Raw genomic sequence first — 23,172 nt, 5'->3', positions numbered from 1 at the left:
TTGCGCACGGTCGCGGTCATCCTGGCGAATCCGCGCCACACCGGTCGGCAGATCCAGGTCCGCGTGGTGTCGCCCGCCGCGTGTGCTCGACGTCGAAGGCGCTGCCGGTCAGCGCTGCTTACGACCACGCTTCAGCAATTCGATCACTTCGGCGACGCGGCTTTGCCTGGTCTCCTCCTTCTTGGCGCCCTCAATCCACGTCACGTACTCCCGCCGATAAAATCCTGACAGGCTGTCGAAGAAAGACTTCGCCGTGGCATCGGCCCGGAGTGCGTCCGCCAGGTCCGCGGGCATCGCGGGAGCTGAGCTGTCACCCGGCTCCAAGACGACGTGAACGTCGTCGCCGGGACCGATACCGCACGAAGCCCGCAATGCCTTGTTGACCGGAAAGAACCACTCACCGCCCCTGCTGCCGAGCGAACCCTCGAAATCCATCCCATTCAGCGAACCGCGGACGAAGTGCCGTTGCTTCTTCCCCCACGCCTCCGACGGGTTGAACGGCAGCCTGACGCGGACGTGCCCCCGCTGGTCGGCTTCCAGAACGGCGTCGAACTCACGGCGGTCCATCAACCCCTCCTCGGGAAAATCGGTTCACGACCCAGCTTGGATCCTGAACGGGACATGGTCAACCCGACCGCGACAATAGCAGTCTCGAAGAAGAACCGCGTCGCTCATCGGGCAAGAGTTGAGATCGACTAAACCGGTCAGGGCTGGGGAGGAGGCCCCAAGATGACGCTGTCGAGTACGCAGTTGAAACAGATCGCGCACCAGTGGGTGGACGCGATCAATTCCGGGAACGTGGAAGCGCTGGACAACATCGTCGCGCCGGACGTCGTCGACCATTCCGGCCTGACCGCCGGGCACGGTGAGGGCTGCTATGGGTACAAGCAGCTGGTGCAGCAGCTGCTCGACAGCCTTCCCGGTTATTCGTCGCAGGTCGATTCCATCGAGGTGCAGGGCGATCTGGTGACGATTCGGCAGACCGGCAAGGCGCCACCCCCCGCGCACTTCTCGGCCATGCTGGCCCCGGATGCCGCCGGCGTGGACACTGCCGGAGAGATGGAGTTCAAGGTCACCTCGGTCGTCCGGGTCGACGACAACGGCAAGATCGCCGAACACTGGGCGGCCGAAGGACCGTTCGGGCAGAAGAGCACGCCGGACGACTGGCACCCCGGTCCCCCTCCTACGGGATCGCCCGAGGCCAACAAGGTGTTCATGCAGACCTACGTCCGCAACGTCATCGACGCGATGACGGCCGAGAACGCCCGGTACTACATGGCGGACAATTTCTACAACCACGACCCCGCACCCGGCGAGAAGCACGGTGTCGAGGGCGCGATCGCCTTCATATCCAGCATTTTCGCGGCGTTCTCCGAATTCCACACCACGATCGAGGAGCAGCTCGCCGAAGCCGACATCGTCGTCGGACGCTGGTCGCAGAACTTTGTGAACACCGGCCCCTATCTCGGTTTCCCGGCCAGTGGCAAGCAGATCCACATCGGCGGAATCACCATCACGCGCGTGCGCGACAACCGGATTCTCGAGGAATGGGAGGCCCGTGACGCGTTGAGCCTGCTGAACCAGATGGGCATTCCGTCGCCGTTCGGCGCGCTCGAAGGCGACACCGAACCGGGGACCACGGACCCGAAGGAGCTCGCCCGCCGGTTCTTCTACGAAGTGTGGGACAGCGGCGACCTGGCCGTCGCGGACACGATCTTCGCCCCGGACTTCGCCAACAACAGCACCGTCGCCGGGCAACGCCCCGGGGTGGCCGGGGTGAAACAGCTCGTGCGTGCGTTCCGGACCGGCTTCCCGGACTGTTCCGTGAGCGTGGACCTGCAGACCGGGGAAGGCGACCGGGTCGCGACGCGGTACACGTTCCGGGGCACTCACCGCGGGACGTTCCGGGGTCTTAAGGCCACCGGAAAGCCGGTCGAGGTCAGCGGGATCAGCATCCACTCGGTGGCCGACGGCAAGATCACCGGCCACTGGGGCTTCTTCGACGACGCGAGCCTGCTGTTCCAACTCGGCCTCGTCCAGTACCCGGAACCGGGGCCGGGGCCCACACCAGAGCCAGGCCCTTGGGGCACGGCCGGGACTGCCGGCCGATGACCGTGCACACGTCCGTCCGCACCCCGGCCGACGTGGTCCGCAGCCTGATCGACACCGTCTACCGGAGCCGGGATGCGGGTCCGCTCGCCGGGCTGGTGGATCCCGCCGCGCCCGACGCGCTGCTCGACTGCGCCCGGGTGCTGGCCCTGCTGGCCGGGTTCCCGGACGGGCGGCTGGAAATCGAGGACTCGGTGCACGAGACCGATTCCGTGGTGCTCAGGCTCACGCTGCGCGGCACCCAGACCGGTCCAACCGCTGGGCACGGGCCGACGGGCCGGCTGCTGGCGTTGCCGGTGTTCGGCAGCTACCGGGTGGCGAACGCCCGGATCGTCGACGCGTGGCAGGCGTGGGACACCGGGGAGATCGGCGGTCCGCCGACGCCTGCCGCCGGCGAACCGCTGGTCGACCTGGACGAACTCCAGGGCAACGTGTTCCCCGGGTTCAACAAGGCCCGGCTGGCCGTGGTGCAGTTCGCGATCACCGACACCGCGGCGGCGGGCCGAGCGCTCGCCGCGTTCGCCGATCAGGTCGCGACGGCGGCCGAGGTGCTCCCCTTCAACCGGTTGTTCTCGGCGTTGCGTTCGCGGCGAGGCGCCGAGCCGGTGTCGTCGACCTGGTGCAACGTCGCGTTGTCGTACCCCGCGTTGCGCGCGCTGACCGCCGGCGCCGAGCAGTTCGCCGACGCCGGCTTCCGCTCCGGCATGCGCCCCCGGATGGCGGCGGCCGGCGTCGACCTGACGTCCTGGGACGACGTCGCCGCCGCGGACGTGCTGCTCCTCGTCGCCTCCGACGACGGGGACAGGCTGCGCGCCCAGGTGGCCGAGGCGGCCGGCCTGCTCGCTCCCGGGCTCCGGCCCGTCGCCGAGGAGTACGGAGCGAGGCAGGCCGGCCAAGAGCCGTTCGGGTTCCGGGACGGGGTCTCCCAGCCTGGCCTGCGCGGTCGCAGGTCCGATGTCCCGTGGGAACCGCTGACACCCCGGCAGAACCCGGTGCTCCCGGACGAGGGCAAGCCAGGGCAGGCACTGGTGTGGCCGGGCGAATTCGTGTTCGGCTACCCGGCACAGCCCGCGGCCGGGACGAGCACCCCGGTGGAGCGGTCCGGTGCGCCCGGCTGGGCGCGCAACGGCTCCTTCCTGGTGTACGGCCGGTTCCGGCAGGACCCGGTCGAGTTCCGCCGGTTCACCGGCGCCACCGCGGAACGGCTGGCCGCCACCGAGCCGTCACTCGCCGGGCTGACCGAGGAACGGCTCGCCGCCTTGCTGGTCGGCCGGTGGCGCAGTGGCGCACCCACGATCCGGGCACCGTGGGCGGACGACCCCGCGATGGCACACGACCGCTGCGCCGACAACGACTTCGCCTACCGGTCACCGCGGCAACCGCTCGGCGACGCGACGCCGGGACTGTGCGGCGGTGGCGGCTTCCCGCCCGCACCGGCCGACCCCGGCGGGCTGGCCTGCCCGTATTCGGCCCACATCCGGAAGAGCAACCCCAGGGATGACATCGCTCCGGCCGAAGCGCAGCGGCACCGGATGCTGCGCAGGGGCATCCCGTACGAGTCCTCTGTGGACGATCGGGAGCGGGGCCTGCTCTTCCTGAGCTACCAGACTTCGATCGAGCAGCAGTTCGAGTTCGTCATGGAGCAGTGGCTGGCGAACCCGAAGTTCCGCGCCCCCGACGAGGGAGAGGACCTGATCGTCGCCCCGGTGTTCACCGGACGGCACATGTTCGGTCTCCGGGTCCCCTCCGGCGATGGTGTCCGCACCATTCCCCTGGAGCCGGAACGACCATGGACCGCGTTGACCGGGGGCGGCTACTTCTTCACGCCGTCGATCAGCACGTTACGGCACCTCGGCGGGCAATGAGCCGGGATCGAGAACGCGGAAGGGCGAGATGACGCAGTCAGCCGACCAAAGCACGGCGGCCACCCGGACCGATCCGGTGATCCAGCAGACCTTTCGGACGCTGGTGAGCACGCCGGCCTTCTTCGCCTTGGCACACTTCGACTACGGCGTCGGGGCATCGTTTCCGCCGGCGAAGGGCGCCGGACCCGTCGCCTTCCGGGTGGTGCGGGGAACACTCGAGTTCACCGCCGAGGGTGTGGTCACCAAGACCCCGGCCGGGAGCCGGACCGCGCAGGACATCCCCGCCGGGCAGACGTTCACGGTGACGGTGGACGACCAGCTGGTGGTGCCCGGCGACGTCGTGCACAGCGCCCGCACGGTGGGGGACGGCCCCGCCCGCATCCTCGGGCTGGCGCTGTTCGCCGGCGAGCCCGCCCAGCAGTTCCCGCCGGGCATCACCTTCGAGCCGCTGACTCTCGGTCCGGTCACCGCACTGCCCGCCGCCCCGGCCACGGCGTCGGTGCGCAGGTTCACTCTCGCCGCCGGGCGGCACCGGACGTCCGAGGAGTCGGACGGCCCCCGCATCCTGCATGTCGAGTCGGGCACGCTGACCGCGACGCTGCGGTCGGGGACGGGAAGCGTCACCCGCGCGGCGGACCCGCTCGGCCGGCCCGATCCCCTCAGCGCGGGACAGCCCGCCGAGCTGTCCGCCGGGGACGGCGTGCTGCTGCAGGCCGGCGGAGTCGTAGAGCTCGCCGGCGATGGCGCGAGCGTGCTCGCCGCCACGATCGGCAGTGGCGGTTCCGCCCAGCAGGCCGACAACGTGGCACTCTTGCTCGGCTACGCCGACGACGTGTCCGGCGACGCGCCCGGGCAGCTCGCGGCCCGCTATTTCGCGGATTCCTACGTCCTGCACGACGCGGTGTGGGGCGAAGAGGTCGGCCTGACCGGTGTCGCGGGGATCGCGAAGACCGGATCCACCCGGTTCTCCGGCTGGTCGGCCCGGATCGACGACCAGGTCGCCCAGGACGATCTCGTGGCGGCCCGGTGGGCACTGACCTTCGTCCACGAGGGCAAGGAGGTCGGCATCCCGGGGATCACGATCACCAGGGTGCGCGAGGGCAAGATGGCCGAAGGGTGGGAGGCGCCCGACGTGAACGAGCTACTCCGGCAGACGGGCGCGGCGAGCGCGCCCGGCGAGCTCGACGCCGACGGCGGCGGCCACGTCACGGCCACGGCCGGCCGGTTCGTCTACGAGCTCTGGAGCGCCGGCGACCTGACGCTCGCCGACTCCCTGTTCGCCCCGGATTACACGAACCACACGCCGCTGGCCGGCCAGCGGCCGGGCCGGGACGGCGTGCGCCAGTTCGTCGCCCGGTGGCGCACCGCGTTCCCCGACGTCAACGTCTCCGTCGACCTGCTCGTCGTCGACCACGACCGGGCCGTGGTGCGCTGGACGTCCCGCGGGACGCACCGCGGCGGCCTGCTGGGCATCCCGCCGTCGGGCCGGTATCTCACGCTGTCCGGCATCACGATGCTGACCGTCCGGGCAGGCGTCATCGTCGAGTCCTGGCAGCAGTGGGACGTCCGGCCGCTGCTCGCCGCGGGAAGTCACTGAACGAAGGGACGGTTGTCATGACCACTGCGGACAACACGACGGTGCTCCAGTCCTTCGTCAGGACCGTGCTGGACGGCAAGGACCTGCCGGCAGCAGAGAAGTTCCTCAGCCGGAACTTCCTGCACCACGACCGGGCACCGGGCGAGGACACCGGGCAGCAGACCGGGCTCGCCGGCACGCAGAGCTTCCTCGCCAACACGGTGTTCACCGCGTTCTCCCGGTTCAACACCACGTTCGAGGACCTGGTGGCCGAGGGCGATCTCGTCGCGGCACGCTGGCACCAGACGAGCGTGAACACCGGCACCTGGCTTGGCAGGCCCGCGACCGGCAGCACGGTGGACATCGCGGGCATCTCGATCGTCCGCGTCCGCGACGGGTTGATCGTGGAGGAATGGGAGGCGCGGGACAGCGTCTCGATGCTGCGCCAGCTCGGTGTCTCGCTGCCGAGGCTCACGGTGCTGCCGGGGCAGGACGCGGCAGCACCACCGCAGTTCACCCCGGCGCCCTTCCGCGCCAACGGCCCCCTCATGGGCGGGCCGCTCGACCTGCTGGACCTCAAGTCACTGGTGGCCAGCCTGTTCGCGGGCGTGTACAACAGCGGCAACATCGGCCTGTTGCAACTGCTGCTCGCGCCCGGCTACGTGCTGCACGACCCGACCGGCCTGCTGCCGGGCACCAGGAACGGGATCGCCGCGCTGGTCTCGACCTTCCGGTCCGGGATGCCGGACTTCGCCACCACGGTCGATCTGCAACTGGCACAGGGAGACCGCGTCGTGACGCGGTGGACCGGCCGGGGCACCCACAAGAGCACCCTGTTCGGGATCGCCGCCACGGGCGTCCCGGTCAGCGTGAGCGGGATCAGCGTCGTGCGAGCCCGTGGCACCCAGATCCAGGAGGAATGGCTGCTCTGGGACCAGCTGTCCCTGCTGCAGCAGATCGCGAACGGGCCCTTCTGACCGGCCGTCCGGGTTGACAATAGTTCACGTTTATCATAAACATGACGCATGCCGAGGCCTGTCGCCACCGAAGACGTCTTCCGCGCGGTGGCCGACCCCACCCGCCGCGCGGCGCTGGAAGTGCTCGTTCGCCGACGGGATCTGCCGGTCGGCGAGCTCGCCGGTGAGCTCGGGGTCGGGCTGCCGATGCTGTCCCGCCACCTGGCCGTGCTGCGGGCCGCCGGCCTCGTCACCGAGCAGCGCTCGGGACGGCAGCGGCTGTACCGGCTGCGCCCGGAGCCGCTGCGGGAGCTGTACGACTGGGCGGCGCTCTTCGGCGAATTCTGGACCGAACGGATCGGCAGCCTGCGCGCATACCTCGACCGCCAGGCCGGCAACGAAACGGATGGAAGATGACCACCTCGCGAGACATCACCGTGGACGTCGAACTGCCTTACCCACCGGCTCAGGTGTGGCAGGCGCTGACCGACGCCGATGCGCTGGCCGACTGGCTGATGCCGGTCGACGGGTTCGCCCCGGTGGTGGGGCGGGCATTCACCCTGCGCGCCAAGCCGATGCCCGGCTGGGACGGTGTCGTGCACTGCGAGGTGACCGAGGTCGACGAACCGCACACCCTCGCCTACACCTGGCGCGGCAGCCGGATGCGCACCACTACGACGGTCACCTGGACCCTCGCCGAGGCCGACGGCGGGCACACCCGCCTTCGCCTGGCCCACCAGGGTTTCACCGGGCTGGGCGGCGCGGTGCTGGCACTCATGCACCGCGGCGGCTGGAAGAAGATCGCGCACACCCGGCTGGCCGGCCACCTCGCCCGCACCACTTCGAAGGACAACAGCTGAGCCCGCACCCGAAATGGTGGTCACCGGCGGGAATCCCGCCGGTGACCACCCGATCCCTCGCCAGGTGCCGCTGGGCACTCAGTTCTGTTCGTAGGCCTGCTTGAGCAGGCCGGCCAGTTCGCCGTCGGCCTCCGTCACGCCGATCTTGTGCGTGGACTGCCCCGGCGCCGAGACCAGCCGTTTCGACTTCGGCGCGCCGGTGAACCGGAGTCCGAGGTCGGTCCGGGTCGCCGTGGCTCGTCGATCGTAAGTCCCGCCTGCCGCAAGGATTGCACGTCGGCGTCGGTGTTCTTGGTCTGGAGCATCACGTTGATCACTCGGGGCGCTTCGGGCATCCAGTTGCACAGCACGAATGAGGCCTGGCCGCCCCGCGGCGCCACTTCGATCCAGCGCGCATTGTTTCCCATCGGCAGCGGAGTGTCCTGTACGACCGGCCACTCCGGGCAACGTCGGAGTAACTCCCAACCGGGTGAAGGCGCACGCTGAACCGATGATCGGCCGCGTCCTGATCGCCGGTGGCGGCATCGCCGGGCTCGCCCTCGCCACCGCACTCCGCCACCGCGGGCTCGATGCCGTCGTGGCCGAGCACACCTCGGCGCCCGCCCGCTCCGGCGCCGGGCTGGTCCTCGCCCCGAACGCGATGAAAGCCCTGCACTCCATCGAACCGGGGCTCGCCGCGGCGGTCCGCGCGGCCGGCCGTCCCTCGGGCGTACGCGGATCCACCGGGCACCGGACCCCGTTCCTGGACGCGCGCGGGCGAGAACTGGGCCGGGTTTCGTTCGACGGCTTCGAGGAGCGCTGGGGCCAGCCCGCGGTGGCGATCCTGCGGGCCGACCTCCACGCGGTGCTGCTCGACGCGGCGAAGGCCGCGGGCGCCGAGCTCGTGCCCGGCTTCACGGCGCAGCGGTACTCCGGCGACAGCGCCTCGATCGAACTCGTCGCGTCCGACGGGCGCGGGCTTCGGGGTGACGTCCTGGTCGGTGCCGACGGGCTGCGGTCGGCCGTCCGCCGGAGCCTGGTCGGGCCCGGGGAACCCCGGTACCGGGGAATCACCGCGGTGCGCGGGACCGGTGTGGCACCGGAGGCACATCCGGACGGTTTCATCGCCTACGGCAGGGGAATCGTGGTGTTCGCCGCCGGCGTCGGGGACGGGCGCGTCTACTGGGTGGCGTCGATGGCCGCCCGGCGCGGCGAATGGCCCCGGCGGCCGGCCGCCGAAGCGCTGCGGCTCGTCCGCGACCGGCTTTGCACCTGGGATCCGGCCGTGCGGCAGGTGGTGGCCACGGCCGGGGACGCCGGTTGCGTCGTCACGGACGTGTTCGACCGGCCGCCTTCGCGCACGTGGCACCGCGGACGGGTGGCACTGGTGGGCGACGCGATTCACCCCATGGTGTACACCCTGGGGCAGGGCGCGGGCATGGCTCTGGAGGACGCCGCGGTGCTGGGCGTCCGCCTGTCCACGGCGGAGACGTGGGAATCGGCCTTGGCCGGATACGCCGCCGAACGGTCGGCGCGGGCCGCCAAGGTCGCCCGGCAGTCGCGGATGCTCGGGCGGGTGGCCCACGTCCGATCGCCGTCCGGCGCCGCGCTGCGCGACGCCGTACTCCGGATCGTCACCCGGACCACCGGCGGCGGCCGGCAGAACGCCGCCCTCTTCGGCTGGTCGCCGCCGTGCTGACGATCAGGCCGAAGCCGGATAGGCGGCACCCCGCGAAGCGATCGGCACCCGTCCCCACCTGACTTGGCTCAAGATCGCTGATCTTGGGTAGGGTGCTGGCTTGTTGAGCTGCGGTTTCGTCGTGTGAACGGCGAAAATCTGCGCACCAAGCGGCCGGTTCCAGGGGTCTGCCCATCGCTTCCCGGTTACGGCTTCAGCGACAAGCCGGCCGCGCCGGGGTGGGGGATCGAGCGGATATCCGACGCGTGGTGCGAGCTGATGGCCCGGCTCGGCTACCGGCGGTTCGGTGCCCAGGGCAGCGACTGGGGCACCAGCATCGCCACGAGCATCGGTCAACGGCAACCCGATCGGGTCGCCGGCATCCATCTCATGCCGCCGCTCGCACCGCCCGATCCGGCCACGTTGGACGACCTCACCGGTGCCGAGCGGGCGGCGCTCGCGACACTGCGGGAGGCGGACGAATGGGGCTCCGGATACTCGGCGCAGCAGTCGACCCGGCCGCAGACGGTCGGCTACGGGCTGGTCGGCTCGCCGGCCGCCCTCTGCGCCTGGATCGTCGAGAAGTTCTGGTCGTGGACCGACTCCGGTGGCGACCTGCATCGGGTTATTACCCGGGATGAGCTGCTCGACAACCTGATGCTCTACTGGCTGCCCGGCACCGGTGCCTCATCCGCCCGGCTGTACTGGGAAAGCCTCCGGCAGGTCAACGAATGGATCTCCGGGTCGGCCGGCGCGCCGGTGACCGTACCCACCGGCTGTTCGGTCTTCCCCAAGGAGCTGCAGCGCCCGTCTCGGCGGTGGGCGGAGCGCCGGTTCCCGAACATCCGGCACTGGAACGAGCCCGGCAAGGGCGCCACTTCGCGGCATTCGAGCAGCCGGCGTTGTTCGTCGACGAGGTCCGGCATTCTTCCGGCTGGTCCGCTGATGGTCACCCGGACTCGGTAAGCGGCTGGCTGAAGATCAACAAGTGCCCATCGGGTGTCCGTACGTTGAAGTCGCGCATCCCGTAGGGCCGGTCAGCCAGTGGCTCGACGATGTCGGCGCCGCGGGCGCGCAGCTCGTCGTGGCAGGAATCGACGTCGTCGACGACAACCGTCACCCTGGCCGGGCCGACGCTGCTTTCGGCGTACAGGTGGAACTCGGCGGTGTCGCGGATCACGGCCGCGTAGCTAGGTGGGGTCTCCCAGGTGAATATGGTGTCGAATCCGAGCGCGTCCGTGAAGTACGACCGCGCTGCCTGCACATCTCGGCACGGCAGCACGGGAACCGCCACCCGCATGACCATTCCGTCACCTTACCTGACTTTGGCTCAAGATCGCTGATCTTGGGTAGGGTGCTGGCTGTTGAGCTGCGGTTTCGTCGTGTGAACGGCGAAAATCTGCGCACTAAGCGGCCGGTTCCAGGCCGTCTCTCGTGGCGTACGTGCGCACGGTGAAGACGGCGTCGGGGGCCAGGGCGGTGCAGATCGTGCACTCCTCGCGTCGCGGGTCGCGGGACATCGAGCACATCGGCTCGGCGCATGACGATGCGGCGTTGGAGGCGCTCAAGGCGGTGGCGAGGCAGCGTCTGGCTGTGGGGCAGCCCGAGCTCGACTTTGGCCCGGACTTCGCGGCGTTGCAGGCCGGCAGTGGTGCTGGTGGTGGGCCGCTTGCGATCACGTCGTCGCGGATGGGGTACCTGTGGGACGCGCTCGGCCACGCCTACCAGCTGTTGGGGTCCGAGGAGGCCGCTGGTGGTGACGAGGTGTTCCGATTACTGGTGCCGGCACGGATCGTCGAGCCGACCAGCAAGCTGGACAGTCTGCGGGTGGTCGAGGAGGCAGGTTTCGACCCGCCGGCGTACGCGACCCTCAAGCGGCGTCTGCCCGCGTTCGCGAAAGAGCCCTGGCGGCAGAAGTTGGCCGCGGCGTGCGCCCGCACCGCTGATCTGGGGCCGGCGTCACCGGTTCTCTACGACGTGTCCACCTTGTACTTCGAGACCGATGCCGGGGACGGGTTCCGTGAGCCCGGGTTCTCCAAAGAACGCCACCTGGAGCAGAACGCCGCCTGGAGCCGCAGATCACGATCGGGCTGCTCACCGACGCAAGCGGGTTTCCGTTGATGGTCAACGCGTTCGAGGGCAACCGGGGCGAGACCACGACGATGCTGCCGACCATCCGTGCGTTCATGGATGCCCACCAGCTGGCTGATGTCACGGTCGTGGCCGACGCCGGCATGATCTCTGCGGCCAACCAGCAGGCCATCGAGGCCGCGGGGTTGTCGCTCATCCTCGGCGCGCGGATACCCGACGTGCCGTACGTGGTCCAGGCGTGGCGCCACGAGCAACCCGGATGAGCAGATCCCCGACGGGCACATCTTCACCCAGCCCTGGCCTGCCGGCCCCAAGGACCAGCGCCGCGACCAGATCATCTACTGCCAGTACCGGGCGGACCGGGCTCGGCGCACCCTGCACGGCATCGACGAACAGGTCGCCAAGGCCGAGCAGGCCGTCGCCGGCAAGACCGCGGTCAAACGCAACCGGTTCATCCAGCTCACCGGCGCCACCAAGAGTGTCAACCGGACCCTGGAAGCCAAGGCACGCGCCCTTGCCGGCCTCAAAGGCCACGTCACCAACCTCCCGGACGTCACCGCCGAGTTCGTGATCGACGCCTACCACCGACTGTTCCACATCGAGAAGTCGTTCCGAATGTCCAAACACGACCTACGTGCGCGGCCGATCCACCACCACAAGCGCGAGTCGATCGACGCGCACCTGACGGTCGTGTTCGCCGCCCTGGCCGTCAGCAGGTGGATCGAGCAGACCACCGGCTGGTCGATCAAGAAGTTCGTGCGCACCACCCGCCGCTACCGCACCATCAACATCCAGGCCGGCGAGCACACCCTCACCGCCGTCGACCCGCTACCCGACGACCTCCGCGATGCCCTCACCCGCATCCACGACCGCGGTGCGCACTAATTTGAGCCAAGTCAGGCCGCGAAGCGATCGGCACCCGTCCCCAGGCTGATCGTGAGCCCGAGGTTCTTGAGCTTCCGCACGTCGCGCTTGAACTGCACCGCCTCGAGCCCCTTCGCGCTCATCAGCCAGTCGGCCTCGTAAATCGCATCCGGGTAGTCCGGCGGCATGAGCCCCCGCCCGGCCCGGAAGCCCACGTTCCGCCGCAGGCACCATCGCCGCGAGCGGCGGCAGCCGGGCGATTCCGCCGGGGTTCCCGGTCGCCGAGGACGGCCGCGAAGGCCGGCGGGAGCTTGAACCCCGCCGGGCTCGCCTCGAGGTAGCCCGGCCGGCGGACGTACCGGGTGTCTACTTAGGACTCCCGGGCGAGCTGCCCGGCATCGCGCGACTCGCCGTCCACGAGGACCGCGAGCAGATCGAGCCGGTCGCCGAGGGCGAGCGCGACCATGGCCCGGCTGAGGTCCGTCATGAACCGGGTACCGGCCGCCAGGGTGTCACCCACGTCCGGGCCGGCCTCCCGGATTGCCTGGTCGCCCGTCTGCACTCGCGTGCCTCCTCGCTGGTCGAAGCCCGGCTCGCAACCGTTCAGGGGCGCGGGCGGGCCCCCCGGGAGCTGCCGGTCCGGGCCCGGTTGACGATCGAGCGCAGGACGACCGGGCCAGCCATGGCCTGGAAGTTGATGCGCGGGTCCAGCTGCTTCACCTGTCCCTCGATGGCGAGCAGCGCCATGAACGGAAAAATGAATTCGGCGCGCGAGAACGCGCGGTGTCGCCGCTGGATGGCGAAGAACCGGGCCGCGAAGCCGGCCAGCGAGAAATCACCGGCGGTCATTCCCGTCGTGGTGGCGATCAATTCTTCCATATCGGTCCGGAAACCGGCTTCGTCGGCCGGCATGACCGGCTTCGCCGCGGCGGCGAGCGCGTGGGTGGCGCAGACTTCAGCGTTGCCACTGGCCATGCCGAGGAAGAACTCGGCGAAGTGGCTGCGCATGTCCTCGTCGAGTTCGTAGCTGAAGCCGGCGTCGACGATCGCGAGCCGTCCGTCGGGCAGCGACCACCAGTTGCCCGGATGCAGGTCGCAGTGCACCGTACCGGTCACGAAAAGCATCTCGTACACCGTCATGACCAGCCGTTTCGCCACCTGGCGCCCGTTGTCGAACCGGCGCCCGCCCTCCTGCCCCGGGACCCAGGTCATCACGAGCCGGTCGGCGTCGCTGTGGTCGGCGAGCACATGCGGGAAGACGACGGGCAGAACGTCCTCCAACTCCTCGAAGCGGCCGAGGGTCGCCGCTTCGGCGACGAGGTCCGTCTGGCGCCGCACGGATTCGCAGATCTCGTGCACGACCCCGCGCAGTGGTCCGCCGGACCGCCGCATCAGCGCACCCGGCCAGCGGGCGAGCAGGTCGATCAGGTCGAGGTCGACGCGCAGCCGTTCCGCGGCGCCGGGCCGGATGGTCTTCAACGCCGCGTCGACGTCGCCGAAACGCCGGCGCCGGACCATCGCCACCGAGCCGATCTCGATTCCCGCCTGAGCGCCGTTTCCGGCCCGGCCCCGCGCCAAGCCGGCCTCGAGCACGTCACAGAGCCTGTCCGGGAGCACGTCGCGCCGGCTCGACAGCATCTGCCCGACCTTGACGAAGGCCGGGCCCAGCTGCCAGAGACAGGCGCAGATGATCGCGCCGGCCGCATCGGCCGACCGCTTGGTACTGCCCCGGGCCTGAACCAGTGCGCACGCCAGCCGGGCGCACGCACCGCAGAGCACCACCGCGATCTGCACGGACCGTACGACCGAGCGTCCCACGGCCGGCGCGCTCATCGACCGCCGGCCCTTCCCGTGGTTCTCCCGGCCAGGTACCGGGCAAGCACGTCCAGGTAGCCGGCCCAGCCCTCGCGGTACCCCTCGGCCAGTGACAGCGGCGGATCGAGGTGCCTGAGCCGCACGGCCGAGCCGCACGCGCCGCGCGAGGTCACTTCGACTTCGACGACGCTGTCGGGATATCCCTCGTCCTCTAGCCGGAAGCGGAACCGGCCGCCACCTGCCGTCCGGTGGCCGTCGACGACGGTCGCGTACTTCGAATAGGCATTCCCGTCGCCGGAAAAGCAGATCTCGAAGCGGCCGCCGCGTCCCCGGTGGCACGGTTCGAACCACGCGGAAACGATTCTTGGAACGGTCACACACCGCCACAGTTCCGCGGCACCGCAGGCGAACTCACGGCGCACCTCGACCACATCGGAAGACTCCTGTTCAGTGTCCACTGTGGTCACATCGAACCTCCCGCCCCGGCCATGCCGTCATCGTAACACCGCGCAGATCCTCAGGAAACCGTTCAGGCCGCCCCGGCAGGACCTGCCGGATCGGGCAATTTCGAACAACCTCCGGCGCCACGAATCGAACACAATTCGCCACAGACTGCCCGATTCCCGTTCTCGCGACCACGAAGCGAGCGCCGGGGTGAGGAGTATCCGATGGGTGTATCCGCCGGCCGGCAGCCTGCCGGGGAGGCCGTGCCCCGCCCGATGGCGATGCTGGCCGAGGCGATGACCGCGGCGCTGCTCGAGTTCGGTTCGCGAACAGGACTGACCGCCGCGCTGGGCGCGGGCCCCGCGGACGTCACCGAACTCGCCCGCCGAGCGGGCGGCGACGCGCGGATGACCGAAGAGTGGCTGCGGGGCATGGTCGCGGCGGGGTTCGCGACGCACACGGACGTCGGGTACGCCTGGGACCAGGAAGCCGCAACGTGGTTCGGAACGCCGGGCGGACCGGCCGATCTCGGGCCCGGCCTCGCCCTGTCGGGCGCGCTCACCCGCTGCGTACCTGCGGCCGCCGACGCCTTCCACCTGGGTGGCACGCTGGAAGCCGAGCGGTACCCCCGTGAGCTGGCCGACGCGATGCAGCGGACGAGTGCACAGTGGACCACTTTCGTGCTGCCGGAGATCTGGCTGCCCGCGGTGCCCGGGCTCACCGATGCCCTCCGCGAGGGTGGCCGGGTCGCGGAGATCGGCTGTGCGTCGGGCGAGACTGTCGAGGCACTGGCGACAGCCTTCCCGCGCATCACGGCCGAGGGCTTCGACCTCGACGAACGGCTGACGAAGTCGGGGAACGCCCGGCTGTCGGAACGCGGCCTCGCCGGCCGGGTCGTGCTCCGGGCGGTCGACGCCGCCGCCGGGATGACCGGCCACTACGACCTGGTCCTCGCCTTGAGCGTGCTGCACGACGCCACCGATCCCGCGGCTTTGCTGCGCGCCGCGGCGGCGGTGCTGCGGCCGTCGGGATGCCTGCTCGTCGTGGAGTCCCCGCCGGTCTCCGGTCCGCTGGCGGCGATGCTGCTGACGACCAGCTTGCTCTACTGCGTGCCGGCCACGGCGGCACGCGGCGGCCGGCCACTGGGCACCCTCGGCCTGCCGCCGGAGGCGCTCCTCCCCCTCGCCGAAGCGGCCGGCTTGCGGCCGGTCCCCGCCCTGCCGGCCGTCCACCCGCTCGTGGCCGCGTCGGCTTTCCGGCCTCCGGACGCCGTCGCGCGGCCCGTCCCCGTCCCACTGCCCGAGATCGGCGGGCTGCCCCGGGCCGGCCGGGGCCGGATCGCCGCCCGCGCGTTCCACCTCACCGCCCGCACGGGTCTCGCCGCCGCCCAGCTCGGTCCTTTGTGGACGGCGGCCCGGCTCCGGCACGGCCGCACCGCCGCGCGGGTGCGGCTGACCCGGGGCATCGTCCGGGCGCTGGAACGGCTGGGGCCGGCGTACGTGAAGTTCGGCCAGATGCTGGCCAGCCGTGCCGACCTCTTCCCGGCGGAGGTGACCGAACAGCTCGGCGCCCTGCACGACGACGTCACGCCGATGGCGGAAGCGGAGTTCCGCCGTCAGCTCGCGCTGGCCGAGCGGCAGCAGCCGAACCTGCGCCGGCTGCGGATGACCGGGCGCCGCCTCGGCAGCGGGAGCATCGCCTGCGTATACGAAGCGGTCGAACCCGACGGCGCCGCCGTCGCCGTCAAGCTGCAGCGCGAGGGCATCGCCGAGGCAATGTCGGTCGACCTCGCCCTGATGTCCTCGGTGACGCGGCTGGCCGAGCGCCTCCCCGCGGCGGGCGGGGCGCCGCTCGCCGACCTCGTCGACTACGTCGGCCGGGCCCTCTACGGACAGATCGACTTCATCCGCGAGGCGGCCTGCACCCGGCGGCTGGCGGCGAACCTGGCCGGCCACCCGGGCATCGTCGTGCCGCGCGTCCGCGACGATTACACCTGTGGCGCGGCACTGGTCACCGACCTGGTCGACGGGCTGACCGGCGACTCCCCGCCCGAACTCGGCGACGACGTCCGCGACGACGCCGCGGCACGCGCGCTGAGCGCGGTCGGCGCGATGATCTTCCGCGACGGCTTCGTGCACTGCGACCTGCACCCCGGAAACATCTACGTCCGGCAGGACGGTTCGGTGGTCATGCTCGACGCCGGGTACAGCGTCGAGATCCCCGAAACGGTGGGCCGCGCGCTGCGGGACTTCTTCGTGAACCTCTCCCTGCGCAACGGGACGCGGTGCGGGGAGATCATGTACGACTCGGCTTTCCCCGGAGGACCTCCGCGGCGGCGCTCGCCGGCCGGCCGGACCGCCTTCGCCGCCGAGATCGCCGACCTCGTCCGGTCGGCGACCGCGGACCGCTTCGACATGACGGACTTCGGCCCCAAAGTGTTCGAAACGCAGCAGAAGTTCGGGGTGCATCCTCCCGCCGACTTCGCGTTCCCCCTGATGTCGCTGATGATCGCCGAGGGCACCCTGCGCCGGTGGTGGCCCGGCCTGCAGATCCCGGCGGCCACCGGGCTGCACTGATCTGTCATGCCCCCGCCGCCCGGCGTAGCGCGTGCCGCCAGGTCGCGGCGAAACGGTCCCGCACCATCTCGCGCGCCTCGGCGTCGATGTCGATCGTGAGCCAGCCGCTGTGCCGCACCGTGAGCTCCAGCGACTCCCGCCCCACCGCGAGCCCGATGTCGGCGCGGGTGGGCCGGACGCCGGGGACGATGCCGATCCCGATGACGAGCCGGTCGTCGTAGTGCACCTGCCAGCCGGTGATCGGGAACGGCCGCGCGCCGTGGGAGTCGACGACGTGGAACCAGCGTGGCGGCCACCCGGTCCCGGACAGCGGCAGCCAGTCGCGGAGCACCGCCCCGTGCAGCGGCCGCCGCCCGGCCCCGCCGAGATCACGGGCGACGACGATCGCGTCGCCGTCCACGGGGCCGGACTGCGCAGCAGTGTCAGTAGTGGCGGTCAGCCGGTCGAGCCGGTGCCGCCACAGTTCCCGTGCCTGGTGGACGGTGGCCGGATCGTCGGTGGCGAGCTGCTCCGACAGCCTGAGCCGCGTCCGGCCCGGTCCGGGTTCGGCCACTTCGACACGAACGAAGGTGACCGGCTCGACGCCGAGGTAGGCGGAGGTGAACTCCAGGAGCCTGCCGGGTTCCAGCGTCTCGATCCAGAGCCGGTAGTGCGACGCCGAGCCGGTCCGGACCACGACCTGCTGGGCGACGCGGGTGATGTCCCGGTCGAGCCGGCCCCACCACGGCCGCGTGCGGCGGGCCTCGACGAGCGTCCGCCAGGCCGCGCCGGCGTCGACGGGCAGCTCGGCCGCGAGCTCGATCGGGTACGGGATCATCCCGGCCGCCGGTCCGCCCAGTCGTGGACGGGCGAGGTCCAGGTCGCGACCGCGCGGCCGTCGACGACCGCGCGGACGACCGACCCCCGCCCGCCCGCCCCGCGGTGGCGGCCACCACGAACCGGACGGCACAGCGCCACCAGCCGGTCCACGGATTGCCCGTCCCTGGCCACCGAAGTGCCCGCGACGCCGGCGATCGCCGCCAGCGGACGGTCCGCGGTCGGCTGGGGGCCGCCGAGGACAAGTTCGCCGGGCACGGAGTTCCCCGCGTCCAGCAGCAGTTCGGCAGCTTGGGCACCCCAGTCCGGTGGCACCGTGGCGAACCCGGCGGCGGCCGCCGCGCCCGCGCTCGGGCTCGCCATCCCGACGTCCGACCACAACGACCACTCCGCGGTGACCAGGCGCACCCCGCGGTGCTTGCGGCGCAGCCGCGCGGCCTCGAGCCGGACCAGCTCGTTGGCGAGCGCGTACCCGCCGAACAGCGGGTGCGGGCGCCGCGATTCGGTCGAGCCGAACACCAGCACCGAGCGGAGCCCGCCCGGCGCGAGTGCGCGGACCAGCGTGCGCAGCCCGGCGGCCTTGGCCGGTGCCAGCCGTTCCAGCCGTCCGGCACCGATGTCCCGCAACGGGTGCAGCTCCAGGTCGCCCGCCGCGTGGACGAGCGCGGTCACCGGGAACGGGCTGTCCGGCACCGCCTTCGTGACGTCGGCTTGGTGCACGACGACGCGAGTCGCTCGCGCGACCGCGGCCAGCCGGTGCTGATCGGCGACCGCGAGCCCGCTGACCGGCCGCCGGTCGAGCAGCCAAAGCCGGTGTCCCGCCGCGCCGAGCCGGGCGGCCACCGCCAGCCCGAGCCCGCCGAGGCCGCCGGAGATCGCTATCCCCGTGGGCCGCATCGGCCGCCCCGATGGGAGCAGGCGGTGGTGCGCCCAACGCGGCAACCGCGGCCGGAACGCGGCATGCGCGTCCCGCACGACCTCCCGGCACTTCAGCCGCGGCCACTCGGCCGACGCGGCCAGCAGCAGGCTCCGGCCGCCCGCGCCCCGGTGGAGGAGGGTCAGCGGGACCTCGCCGGCGGCCGCCGCGCGGATCGCGTTCAGCATCAGGGTGGCGTCTCCCGGACGCCAGCGCGCACCGAGTTCGACGACGATTCCGTCATCGTCCACTCGAATAACGGAGTCGGAAATCGACTCGCCTGCGGGAATGTTCCGTTTTGGGCGCCGAGCCACCGGAACAAATGTCAAATCCGTTCCCGGCCGGAGATTCGTGCCCATCAAAACCCTCCCCGACAGCGCGGCGGACCGGCGAATGAGATTGTCCCGGGCACCTCGACCCTACCTGATCGACTTGACCCTCACCACTGCCGACGGCCCAGGTGGCAATGGCAAGTCGCGAGAAGTTTCCCGGGTGGACCGCTCGTAGCGTGACAGCAAGCAGACCCGACATAGCCAGCACGGAGGCACAGCCGATGGCCATTGATCTGTGCAACAAATCAGCACAATCGCTGAGTGAACTGGATCCCCAAGCCGCTCTTCCGGTCGACGTCCCGCCGCTCGTGACGCTGCGGAACGAACAGCGGGACGCATTGAACTTCGCCTACCGCACGACGCTGAGCGTGGACCCGCGGTTCGTCGCGGGCGACCCGGCCGCGTGGGCGAGCGACTTCGGCTATGCCCTCAACCGGGCCGCTGTCCGCGTCGACAGCCGCACCGACGACGAGCTGCGGCACGACGCGCTGCACCATCCGGATCGCGTGCTGCGCGAGCAGGCCGTCTACGAGTACGCGGACCGCGATCTCCCCGACGCTTTCGAAGTGCTCGCCGAGGTCGTCCGGACCGAGCAGGACCGCGAGGTCCGCTGGGGCACCTTGTGGGCCATCGAAAAACTCGGCGGCCCGCACGCGATCGCGGCACTGCGCCGGTTCCAGCGCGACGCCGACCCCGAGATCGCCGAGTGGTCGACGCTGTTCGCGAGCGAGCTGGCGACGGGCGACCCCGCGTTCGACGGCCGCGGCGCGGTCTTCACCGAGGGACGCACCTTCGACGAGACCATCCACCTGCTCATCCACTGCGACCTCTACGTCCGGCTGGACGCCACCAACCGGCACTGGGGCAAGATGTCTCTCGGCCCACTCGGGCTGGCCCGGATCTACGGCCAGGCGCACGCCTGCCCGAACGTGGCCACCCGCGAGAAGCAGCTGCTGATGGCCAAGACCATCACCGGGCTGCACGCGGACGGCTCGCCGCACATGGACAACTACCTGTTCCGCGGGTTCACCGAGCGGACCCGCAGTGACCGCGGCAACTTCTACTTCGAGTCACAGGTCCCCCGGACGTTCTTCAAGTCCGGTCGCGCGGACGACCCGTCGAAGGGCACGCACGAGACGAGGATCGGGTTCGCCCGCTACGGCAACTGGCACCTCGACCCGTCGATGCTGGTCCACGGCGAGCCGGCGATCAGGTACGTCCGCGGCCGGTTCCAGGGCTGGGGCTATACCGACGTCGATTCCGTGGCGGGCAAGTCGCTCGGCGAGATCCTGCGGCCGGGCAACGGCGTGCTGTCGACGCTGCACGACCCGGAGGTTCGCGACCTGACCAACGTCTTCATCCTCGGCACCTTCAAGGGCAAGCTCAACGACTGGGACGGCGACGGCCGCATCGACCTCAACTCCCGCGACGTCTACAGCACCGTCGACGGCGAGCTCGACAGCGACCAGGACGGCATCCCCGACGAGCCCGGACGCACGTGCTGCGACTACCGGACCGTGGGCATCTGAGCACCGCCACAACTTCCCGAAAGGACCAGTGATGACCACAGCCGATCACGCCAAGACCACGATCTACGGCCGTCCGGTCTCCGTCGACGGCGTGCCGAATCTCTACGAGGGCACCCCGGTCGTCAAGTGGACACCCCCGGAGCCCGGCATCGACAACCTGGGCCTGCACTCGTGGGACACGTTCAACATCCCCGGCGTCGGCGAGTTCAACGTCGAGTTCGACGGCTACGTACGCGTCGTCCGGTCCGAAGCCACCGACTGCGAGTGGGCGGGCGCCGAGGTCTACACCAACCTCATCGAGATGAAGATGGTCGCCGAGTCCGAGGAACTCGGCCGGATCACCACTACGCTCAACCCCGACTGCCTGTCCGCGGGCCAGATCCGCACTCCGTTCGATCCGTACGCGGGCGAGGGGCCGGCCGCCAAGGCGTGCCGGATGGCCGTCGGCTGCCTGTTCGACATGCCGAAGCTGGGAAAGACGCTGTTCAACCGGGAGCCGGTCATCCTGACCATCGACGACGTGCGGTCGATCCCGCCGGCCGGGGCACCCGGCAAGGGCCAGATCTACCGGATGCTCCCGCTGTACGACGTGCAGGACCCCGACGGTGAACCGGTCGGCTACCTGACGAGCCTGCGGTTCAACATGGGCGGGTACCTCGCCGAGGAGCAGGTGCGCTGATCCGTCAGCTCTTCGCCGGTCCGGCCCGTGGCCTCCCCCACCAGGGGCCGGACCGCTTTCGTGCCCGACCCGAACGGAGGCCGCAGTGACCACAGTAGACAAGACCGCCGTGCCCGACGAACTCCTCGTGCCGCTGGACGAACCGTCACCGTTCCCGCCGCTGCGCCCGTCGGCGAGACCCGTCGCCCAGGACCGGTGGGAGCGGCTGATCACCACCGTGCTGATCCCCGCGTGCGTCGACGCGGTCTGGGAGGCGCTCACGACCTCCGAGCGGGTCGGCCGCTGGCTGGCCGCCACCGGCCCGAGCTGGGCGTGCCCGGGCGAAGCGAGCATCCTGGACTTCCGCGACGGCGAGTTCTTCAGGTGCCAGACCGACGTCGTGGAGCCACCGGGCGACGACGACCGCTCCGCGCGGCTCGGCTACCGGTGGCGCTGGGTCGGCGTCGGCCCGGCGACGCGAGTGACGTGGCAGCTCGCCGAGCTCGGCGACAGCACCTCGGTCACGGTGACCGAGATCGGGGTGAACGGCCCGGCCGACTGGCGCTCCTGGAACGGCATGGGGTGGCCGGGCATCCTGGACCAGCTGGCCGACCACATCGCCACGGATCGCGACGTGCGGTGGACGTGGCGGCGCATGGGACCCTACGTCCAGGCCGAGCTGCCCGTGCCGCCGTTCGAGGCGTGGGCGGCGCTGACCGCGGTGCCCGCCCTGCAGTTCTGGCTGGGCCGCACGGCGGGCTCGCTCGCGAGCGGCGACCGGATGCCGTTCGTGCTCGGCGACGCGAGCGGGACCGCCGCGCTGACTGTGACCGAGCACGTCGAGGCCGGGCAGCGGTTCCCGTCGTACCTGCCGAGCGTGAGCTTCACCCTGGAGCGCCTCGGCTGGCCCGGGCAGCTGTCCGGGTACCTCTGGATCGAGCCCGCCCAGCTGGGCGGGAGCCTGCTCCAGGTGTTCCACACCGGCTGGGAGATATTCGGCTCGCGGGAGGCGGCGCCGCACGACCGCACCCTGCTCACCCAGTTCTGGGTGGGCGCGTTCGGCAGGCTGGAGCACCTCCTCACCGGCGGCCGTCCCCCGGAGCCGTCGGGCCGGCCCTCCTCGGGGCCGCACTCATGGAGCGCGTGACCGGGAGCCCGTCGTGCCCGCTCACCCGGACACGACGGGCAGGCGCACCGCGCACGGCACTTCGCGGCAGTCCAGCTCGGGGAGGAACAGCAGGATCGGCAGGTCGGTCAGCGCCATGGGACGGATCCGCAGGGCGCATTCGCCGTCACACACCCCGCCGCGGACCAGTACCGGCCCGCACTCGCCCACGCCGAGCGGGCGCCGGACCCACGGCCGCGGGTCGACGTCGGTGGTCGCGACCGCCGCGGCACGGATGTACCACGTCCCGTCCGGCACGCCCGGCAGCCGGTAGTCGCCCGGGCCTTCCAGGACGGCGCACGAGACCGGCAGGCCCTGGGCGATCGGAGTGCCGAACAATCCGACGTACACCCGGTACGGCCGCGTGATCGCGACCGGTTCGAGCCGCCCCCGCAGCTCGCCGCGGCGCTCGGGACAGCGAGGCGACGGCACGAAGACCCCCGGCGCCCCCGACTCCGAGTGGTAGCGGTACCGCACCGGTGACATCCCGACGCTCCAGCCGAACCGGCTGGTGAAGGTGCCCACGCTGTTGTAACCGACCATCGTCGAGATGTGGCCCGCGCTCAACGAGGTCCGCAGGAGGTAGTTCTTCGCCTTGGTCAGCCGGATGGCCGACAGGAACCGGCCCGGTGAGGTTCCCGTGGCGTCCTTGAACACCCGCGAGAAATAGAATCTGCTGACGAAGGCGGCATCGGCGAGGTCGGCCAGTGTCAGCGGATCCCCGAACCGCTCCCACATCACGGTGATCGCCCGGTCCACGGTCACGCGCACGGAAGTTCCCCCCTTCGCGCCACTTGTGGTGCACGTCGCCGCACGGCGCCGGCAATCGCGAAGATCAGTCGCAACGACCTGGCCAAGACCGAACGCATTCCGGCACGGTGAAATCGTCAAACCGTGCGAGACGTCGCGACGCGGCTGCCCACCCCGAAGGCCCTGCTCACTC

The 23,172-nt window shown here is 70.9% G+C and carries 21 protein-coding genes and 1 pseudogene; 13 read left to right on the top strand and 9 right to left on the bottom strand.

Annotation, left to right across the window (positions count from 1 at the left end; all coding sequences use genetic code 11):
• Positions 1-108: 108 nt before the first annotated feature.
• A complete protein-coding gene (locus AB0G28_RS37510; protein ID WP_361100695.1) occupies positions 109-567 on the bottom strand; it encodes a YdeI/OmpD-associated family protein in 459 nt (152 codons plus the stop codon).
• Positions 568-729: 162 nt separating this feature from the next.
• Between AB0G28_RS37510 and AB0G28_RS37505 the strand changes: the two genes are divergently transcribed.
• The 8 genes from AB0G28_RS37505 to AB0G28_RS37470 all read left to right on the top strand — a co-directional run bounded on the left by AB0G28_RS37505 (position 730) and on the right by AB0G28_RS37470 (position 9,989).
• Positions 730-2,112 (top strand): ester cyclase family protein, encoded by a 1,383-nt coding sequence (locus tag AB0G28_RS37505; protein ID WP_361100692.1) that lies wholly within the window; start codon positions 730-732, stop codon positions 2,110-2,112.
• Positions 2,109-3,974, top strand: coding sequence for a Dyp-type peroxidase (locus AB0G28_RS37500; RefSeq protein WP_361100689.1), 1,866 nt, complete (start codon positions 2,109-2,111; stop codon positions 3,972-3,974). The genes AB0G28_RS37505 and AB0G28_RS37500 overlap by 4 nt, the downstream gene beginning before the upstream one ends.
• A 28-nt stretch (positions 3,975-4,002) precedes the next feature.
• Complete coding sequence (locus AB0G28_RS37495) at positions 4,003-5,571, top strand: ester cyclase (RefSeq protein WP_361100686.1); 1,569 nt, start codon at positions 4,003-4,005, stop codon at positions 5,569-5,571.
• 17 nt (positions 5,572-5,588) lie between these two features.
• On the top strand, positions 5,589-6,527 hold the full coding sequence (locus AB0G28_RS37490) for an ester cyclase (protein WP_361100683.1): 939 nt from the start codon (positions 5,589-5,591) through the stop codon (positions 6,525-6,527).
• Between the two features lie 48 nt (positions 6,528-6,575).
• A complete protein-coding gene (locus AB0G28_RS37485) occupies positions 6,576-6,923 on the top strand; it encodes a metalloregulator ArsR/SmtB family transcription factor (protein ID WP_361100680.1) in 348 nt (115 codons plus the stop codon).
• Positions 6,920-7,366: an SRPBCC domain-containing protein gene (locus tag AB0G28_RS37480; RefSeq protein WP_361100677.1), complete on the top strand. Its 447-nt coding sequence runs from the start codon at positions 6,920-6,922 to the stop codon at positions 7,364-7,366. The genes AB0G28_RS37485 and AB0G28_RS37480 overlap by 4 nt, the downstream gene beginning before the upstream one ends.
• A 490-nt stretch (positions 7,367-7,856) precedes the next feature.
• Positions 7,857-9,044, top strand: coding sequence for an FAD-dependent monooxygenase (locus AB0G28_RS37475; RefSeq protein ID WP_361100674.1), 1,188 nt, complete (start codon positions 7,857-7,859; stop codon positions 9,042-9,044).
• 123 nt (positions 9,045-9,167) lie between these two features.
• A complete protein-coding gene (locus AB0G28_RS37470; RefSeq protein WP_361100671.1) occupies positions 9,168-9,989 on the top strand; it encodes an alpha/beta fold hydrolase in 822 nt (273 codons plus the stop codon).
• On the opposite strand, the gene AB0G28_RS37465 is transcribed toward AB0G28_RS37470, so the two are convergent.
• The gene (locus tag AB0G28_RS37465) at positions 9,973-10,329 is read right to left on the bottom strand and encodes a VOC family protein (protein ID WP_361100668.1); all 357 of its coding nucleotides are present in this window, start codon (positions 10,327-10,329) and stop codon (positions 9,973-9,975) included. The genes AB0G28_RS37470 and AB0G28_RS37465 overlap by 17 nt on opposite strands.
• 173 nt (positions 10,330-10,502) lie before the next feature.
• Between AB0G28_RS37465 and AB0G28_RS37460 the strand changes: the two are divergent.
• Positions 10,503-11,999 (top strand): annotated as a pseudogene (locus AB0G28_RS37460) (IS1634 family transposase).
• A gap of 11 nt (positions 12,000-12,010) precedes the next feature.
• Here AB0G28_RS37460 and AB0G28_RS37455 read toward each other — a convergent pair.
• From AB0G28_RS37455 to AB0G28_RS37440, 4 genes are all read right to left on the bottom strand, one after another.
• On the bottom strand, positions 12,011-12,193 hold the full coding sequence (locus AB0G28_RS37455; protein WP_361100665.1) for a hypothetical protein: 183 nt from the start codon (positions 12,191-12,193) through the stop codon (positions 12,011-12,013).
• Between the two features lie 155 nt (positions 12,194-12,348).
• Positions 12,349-12,540, bottom strand: coding sequence for a hypothetical protein (locus tag AB0G28_RS37450; RefSeq protein ID WP_361100662.1), 192 nt, complete (start codon positions 12,538-12,540; stop codon positions 12,349-12,351).
• A 41-nt stretch (positions 12,541-12,581) separates the two neighbouring features.
• Positions 12,582-13,772, bottom strand: a complete 1,191-nt coding sequence (locus AB0G28_RS37445) for an AarF/UbiB family protein (RefSeq protein WP_361100659.1) — start codon at positions 13,770-13,772, stop codon at positions 12,582-12,584.
• Between the two features lie 35 nt (positions 13,773-13,807).
• Positions 13,808-14,224, bottom strand: a complete 417-nt coding sequence (locus AB0G28_RS37440; RefSeq protein ID WP_361100656.1) for an SRPBCC domain-containing protein — start codon at positions 14,222-14,224, stop codon at positions 13,808-13,810.
• Between the two features lie 237 nt (positions 14,225-14,461).
• On the opposite strand from AB0G28_RS37440, the gene AB0G28_RS37435 reads away from it, so the two are divergent.
• Positions 14,462-16,813 carry an AarF/UbiB family protein gene (locus tag AB0G28_RS37435; RefSeq protein ID WP_361100653.1) on the top strand — a complete coding sequence of 784 codons (2,352 nt, stop codon included), beginning with the start codon at positions 14,462-14,464 and terminating at the stop codon, positions 16,811-16,813.
• A gap of 4 nt (positions 16,814-16,817) precedes the next feature.
• On the opposite strand, the gene AB0G28_RS37430 is transcribed toward AB0G28_RS37435, so the two are convergent.
• Together AB0G28_RS37430 and AB0G28_RS37425 are read right to left on the bottom strand one after the other, a co-directional pair.
• On the bottom strand, positions 16,818-17,630 hold the full coding sequence (locus tag AB0G28_RS37430) for a hypothetical protein (RefSeq protein WP_361100650.1): 813 nt from the start codon (positions 17,628-17,630) through the stop codon (positions 16,818-16,820).
• Positions 17,627-18,796: a KR domain-containing protein gene (locus AB0G28_RS37425; protein WP_361100647.1), complete on the bottom strand. Its 1,170-nt coding sequence runs from the start codon at positions 18,794-18,796 to the stop codon at positions 17,627-17,629. Before AB0G28_RS37425 ends, AB0G28_RS37430 begins: the two co-directional genes overlap by 4 nt.
• Positions 18,797-19,098: 302 nt before the next feature.
• Between AB0G28_RS37425 and AB0G28_RS37420 the strand changes: the two genes are divergently transcribed.
• The 3 genes from AB0G28_RS37420 to AB0G28_RS37410 all read left to right on the top strand — a co-directional run bounded on the left by AB0G28_RS37420 (position 19,099) and on the right by AB0G28_RS37410 (position 22,211).
• A complete protein-coding gene (locus AB0G28_RS37420; RefSeq protein WP_361100644.1) occupies positions 19,099-20,406 on the top strand; it encodes a HEAT repeat domain-containing protein in 1,308 nt (435 codons plus the stop codon).
• 31 nt (positions 20,407-20,437) lie between these two features.
• Positions 20,438-21,085, top strand: coding sequence for a DUF6073 family protein (locus AB0G28_RS37415; protein WP_361100641.1), 648 nt, complete (start codon positions 20,438-20,440; stop codon positions 21,083-21,085).
• Between the two features lie 85 nt (positions 21,086-21,170).
• Positions 21,171-22,211: an SRPBCC domain-containing protein gene (locus AB0G28_RS37410; RefSeq protein WP_361100638.1), complete on the top strand. Its 1,041-nt coding sequence runs from the start codon at positions 21,171-21,173 to the stop codon at positions 22,209-22,211.
• Positions 22,212-22,232: 21 nt separating this feature from the next.
• Here AB0G28_RS37410 and AB0G28_RS37405 read toward each other — a convergent pair whose 3' ends face one another.
• The gene (locus tag AB0G28_RS37405) at positions 22,233-23,000 is read right to left on the bottom strand and encodes a helix-turn-helix transcriptional regulator (protein ID WP_361100635.1); all 768 of its coding nucleotides are present in this window, start codon (positions 22,998-23,000) and stop codon (positions 22,233-22,235) included.
• Between the last annotated feature and the right edge of the window lie 172 nt (positions 23,001-23,172).

The organism is Amycolatopsis sp. NPDC021455 (genome assembly GCF_040640995.1).
Lineage (GTDB): Bacteria > Actinomycetota > Actinomycetes > Mycobacteriales > Pseudonocardiaceae > Amycolatopsis.
The sequence above is the reverse complement of the archived record's forward strand: the minus strand, read 5'-3'. Positions and strand labels throughout refer to the sequence as shown.

Coding starts and splice junctions, on each gene's coding strand:
- AB0G28_RS37495 (WP_361100686.1), top strand. CDS start 4,003: ATGACGCAGTCAGCCGACCAAAGCACGGCGGCCACCCGGACCGATCCG.
- AB0G28_RS37485 (WP_361100680.1), top strand. CDS start 6,576: ATGCCGAGGCCTGTCGCCACCGAAGACGTCTTCCGCGCGGTGGCCGAC.
- AB0G28_RS37420 (WP_361100644.1), top strand. CDS start 19,099: ATGGCCATTGATCTGTGCAACAAATCAGCACAATCGCTGAGTGAACTG.
- AB0G28_RS37480 (WP_361100677.1), top strand. CDS start 6,920: ATGACCACCTCGCGAGACATCACCGTGGACGTCGAACTGCCTTACCCA.
- AB0G28_RS37435 (WP_361100653.1), top strand. CDS start 14,462: ATGGGTGTATCCGCCGGCCGGCAGCCTGCCGGGGAGGCCGTGCCCCGC.
- AB0G28_RS37500 (WP_361100689.1), top strand. CDS start 2,109: ATGACCGTGCACACGTCCGTCCGCACCCCGGCCGACGTGGTCCGCAGC.
- AB0G28_RS37510 (WP_361100695.1), bottom strand. CDS start 567: ATGGACCGCCGTGAGTTCGACGCCGTTCTGGAAGCCGACCAGCGGGGG.
- AB0G28_RS37505 (WP_361100692.1), top strand. CDS start 730: ATGACGCTGTCGAGTACGCAGTTGAAACAGATCGCGCACCAGTGGGTG.
- AB0G28_RS37475 (WP_361100674.1), top strand. CDS start 7,857: ATGATCGGCCGCGTCCTGATCGCCGGTGGCGGCATCGCCGGGCTCGCC.
- AB0G28_RS37465 (WP_361100668.1), bottom strand. CDS start 10,329: ATGGTCATGCGGGTGGCGGTTCCCGTGCTGCCGTGCCGAGATGTGCAG.
- AB0G28_RS37490 (WP_361100683.1), top strand. CDS start 5,589: ATGACCACTGCGGACAACACGACGGTGCTCCAGTCCTTCGTCAGGACC.
- AB0G28_RS37415 (WP_361100641.1), top strand. CDS start 20,438: ATGACCACAGCCGATCACGCCAAGACCACGATCTACGGCCGTCCGGTC.
- AB0G28_RS37430 (WP_361100650.1), bottom strand. CDS start 17,630: ATGATCCCGTACCCGATCGAGCTCGCGGCCGAGCTGCCCGTCGACGCC.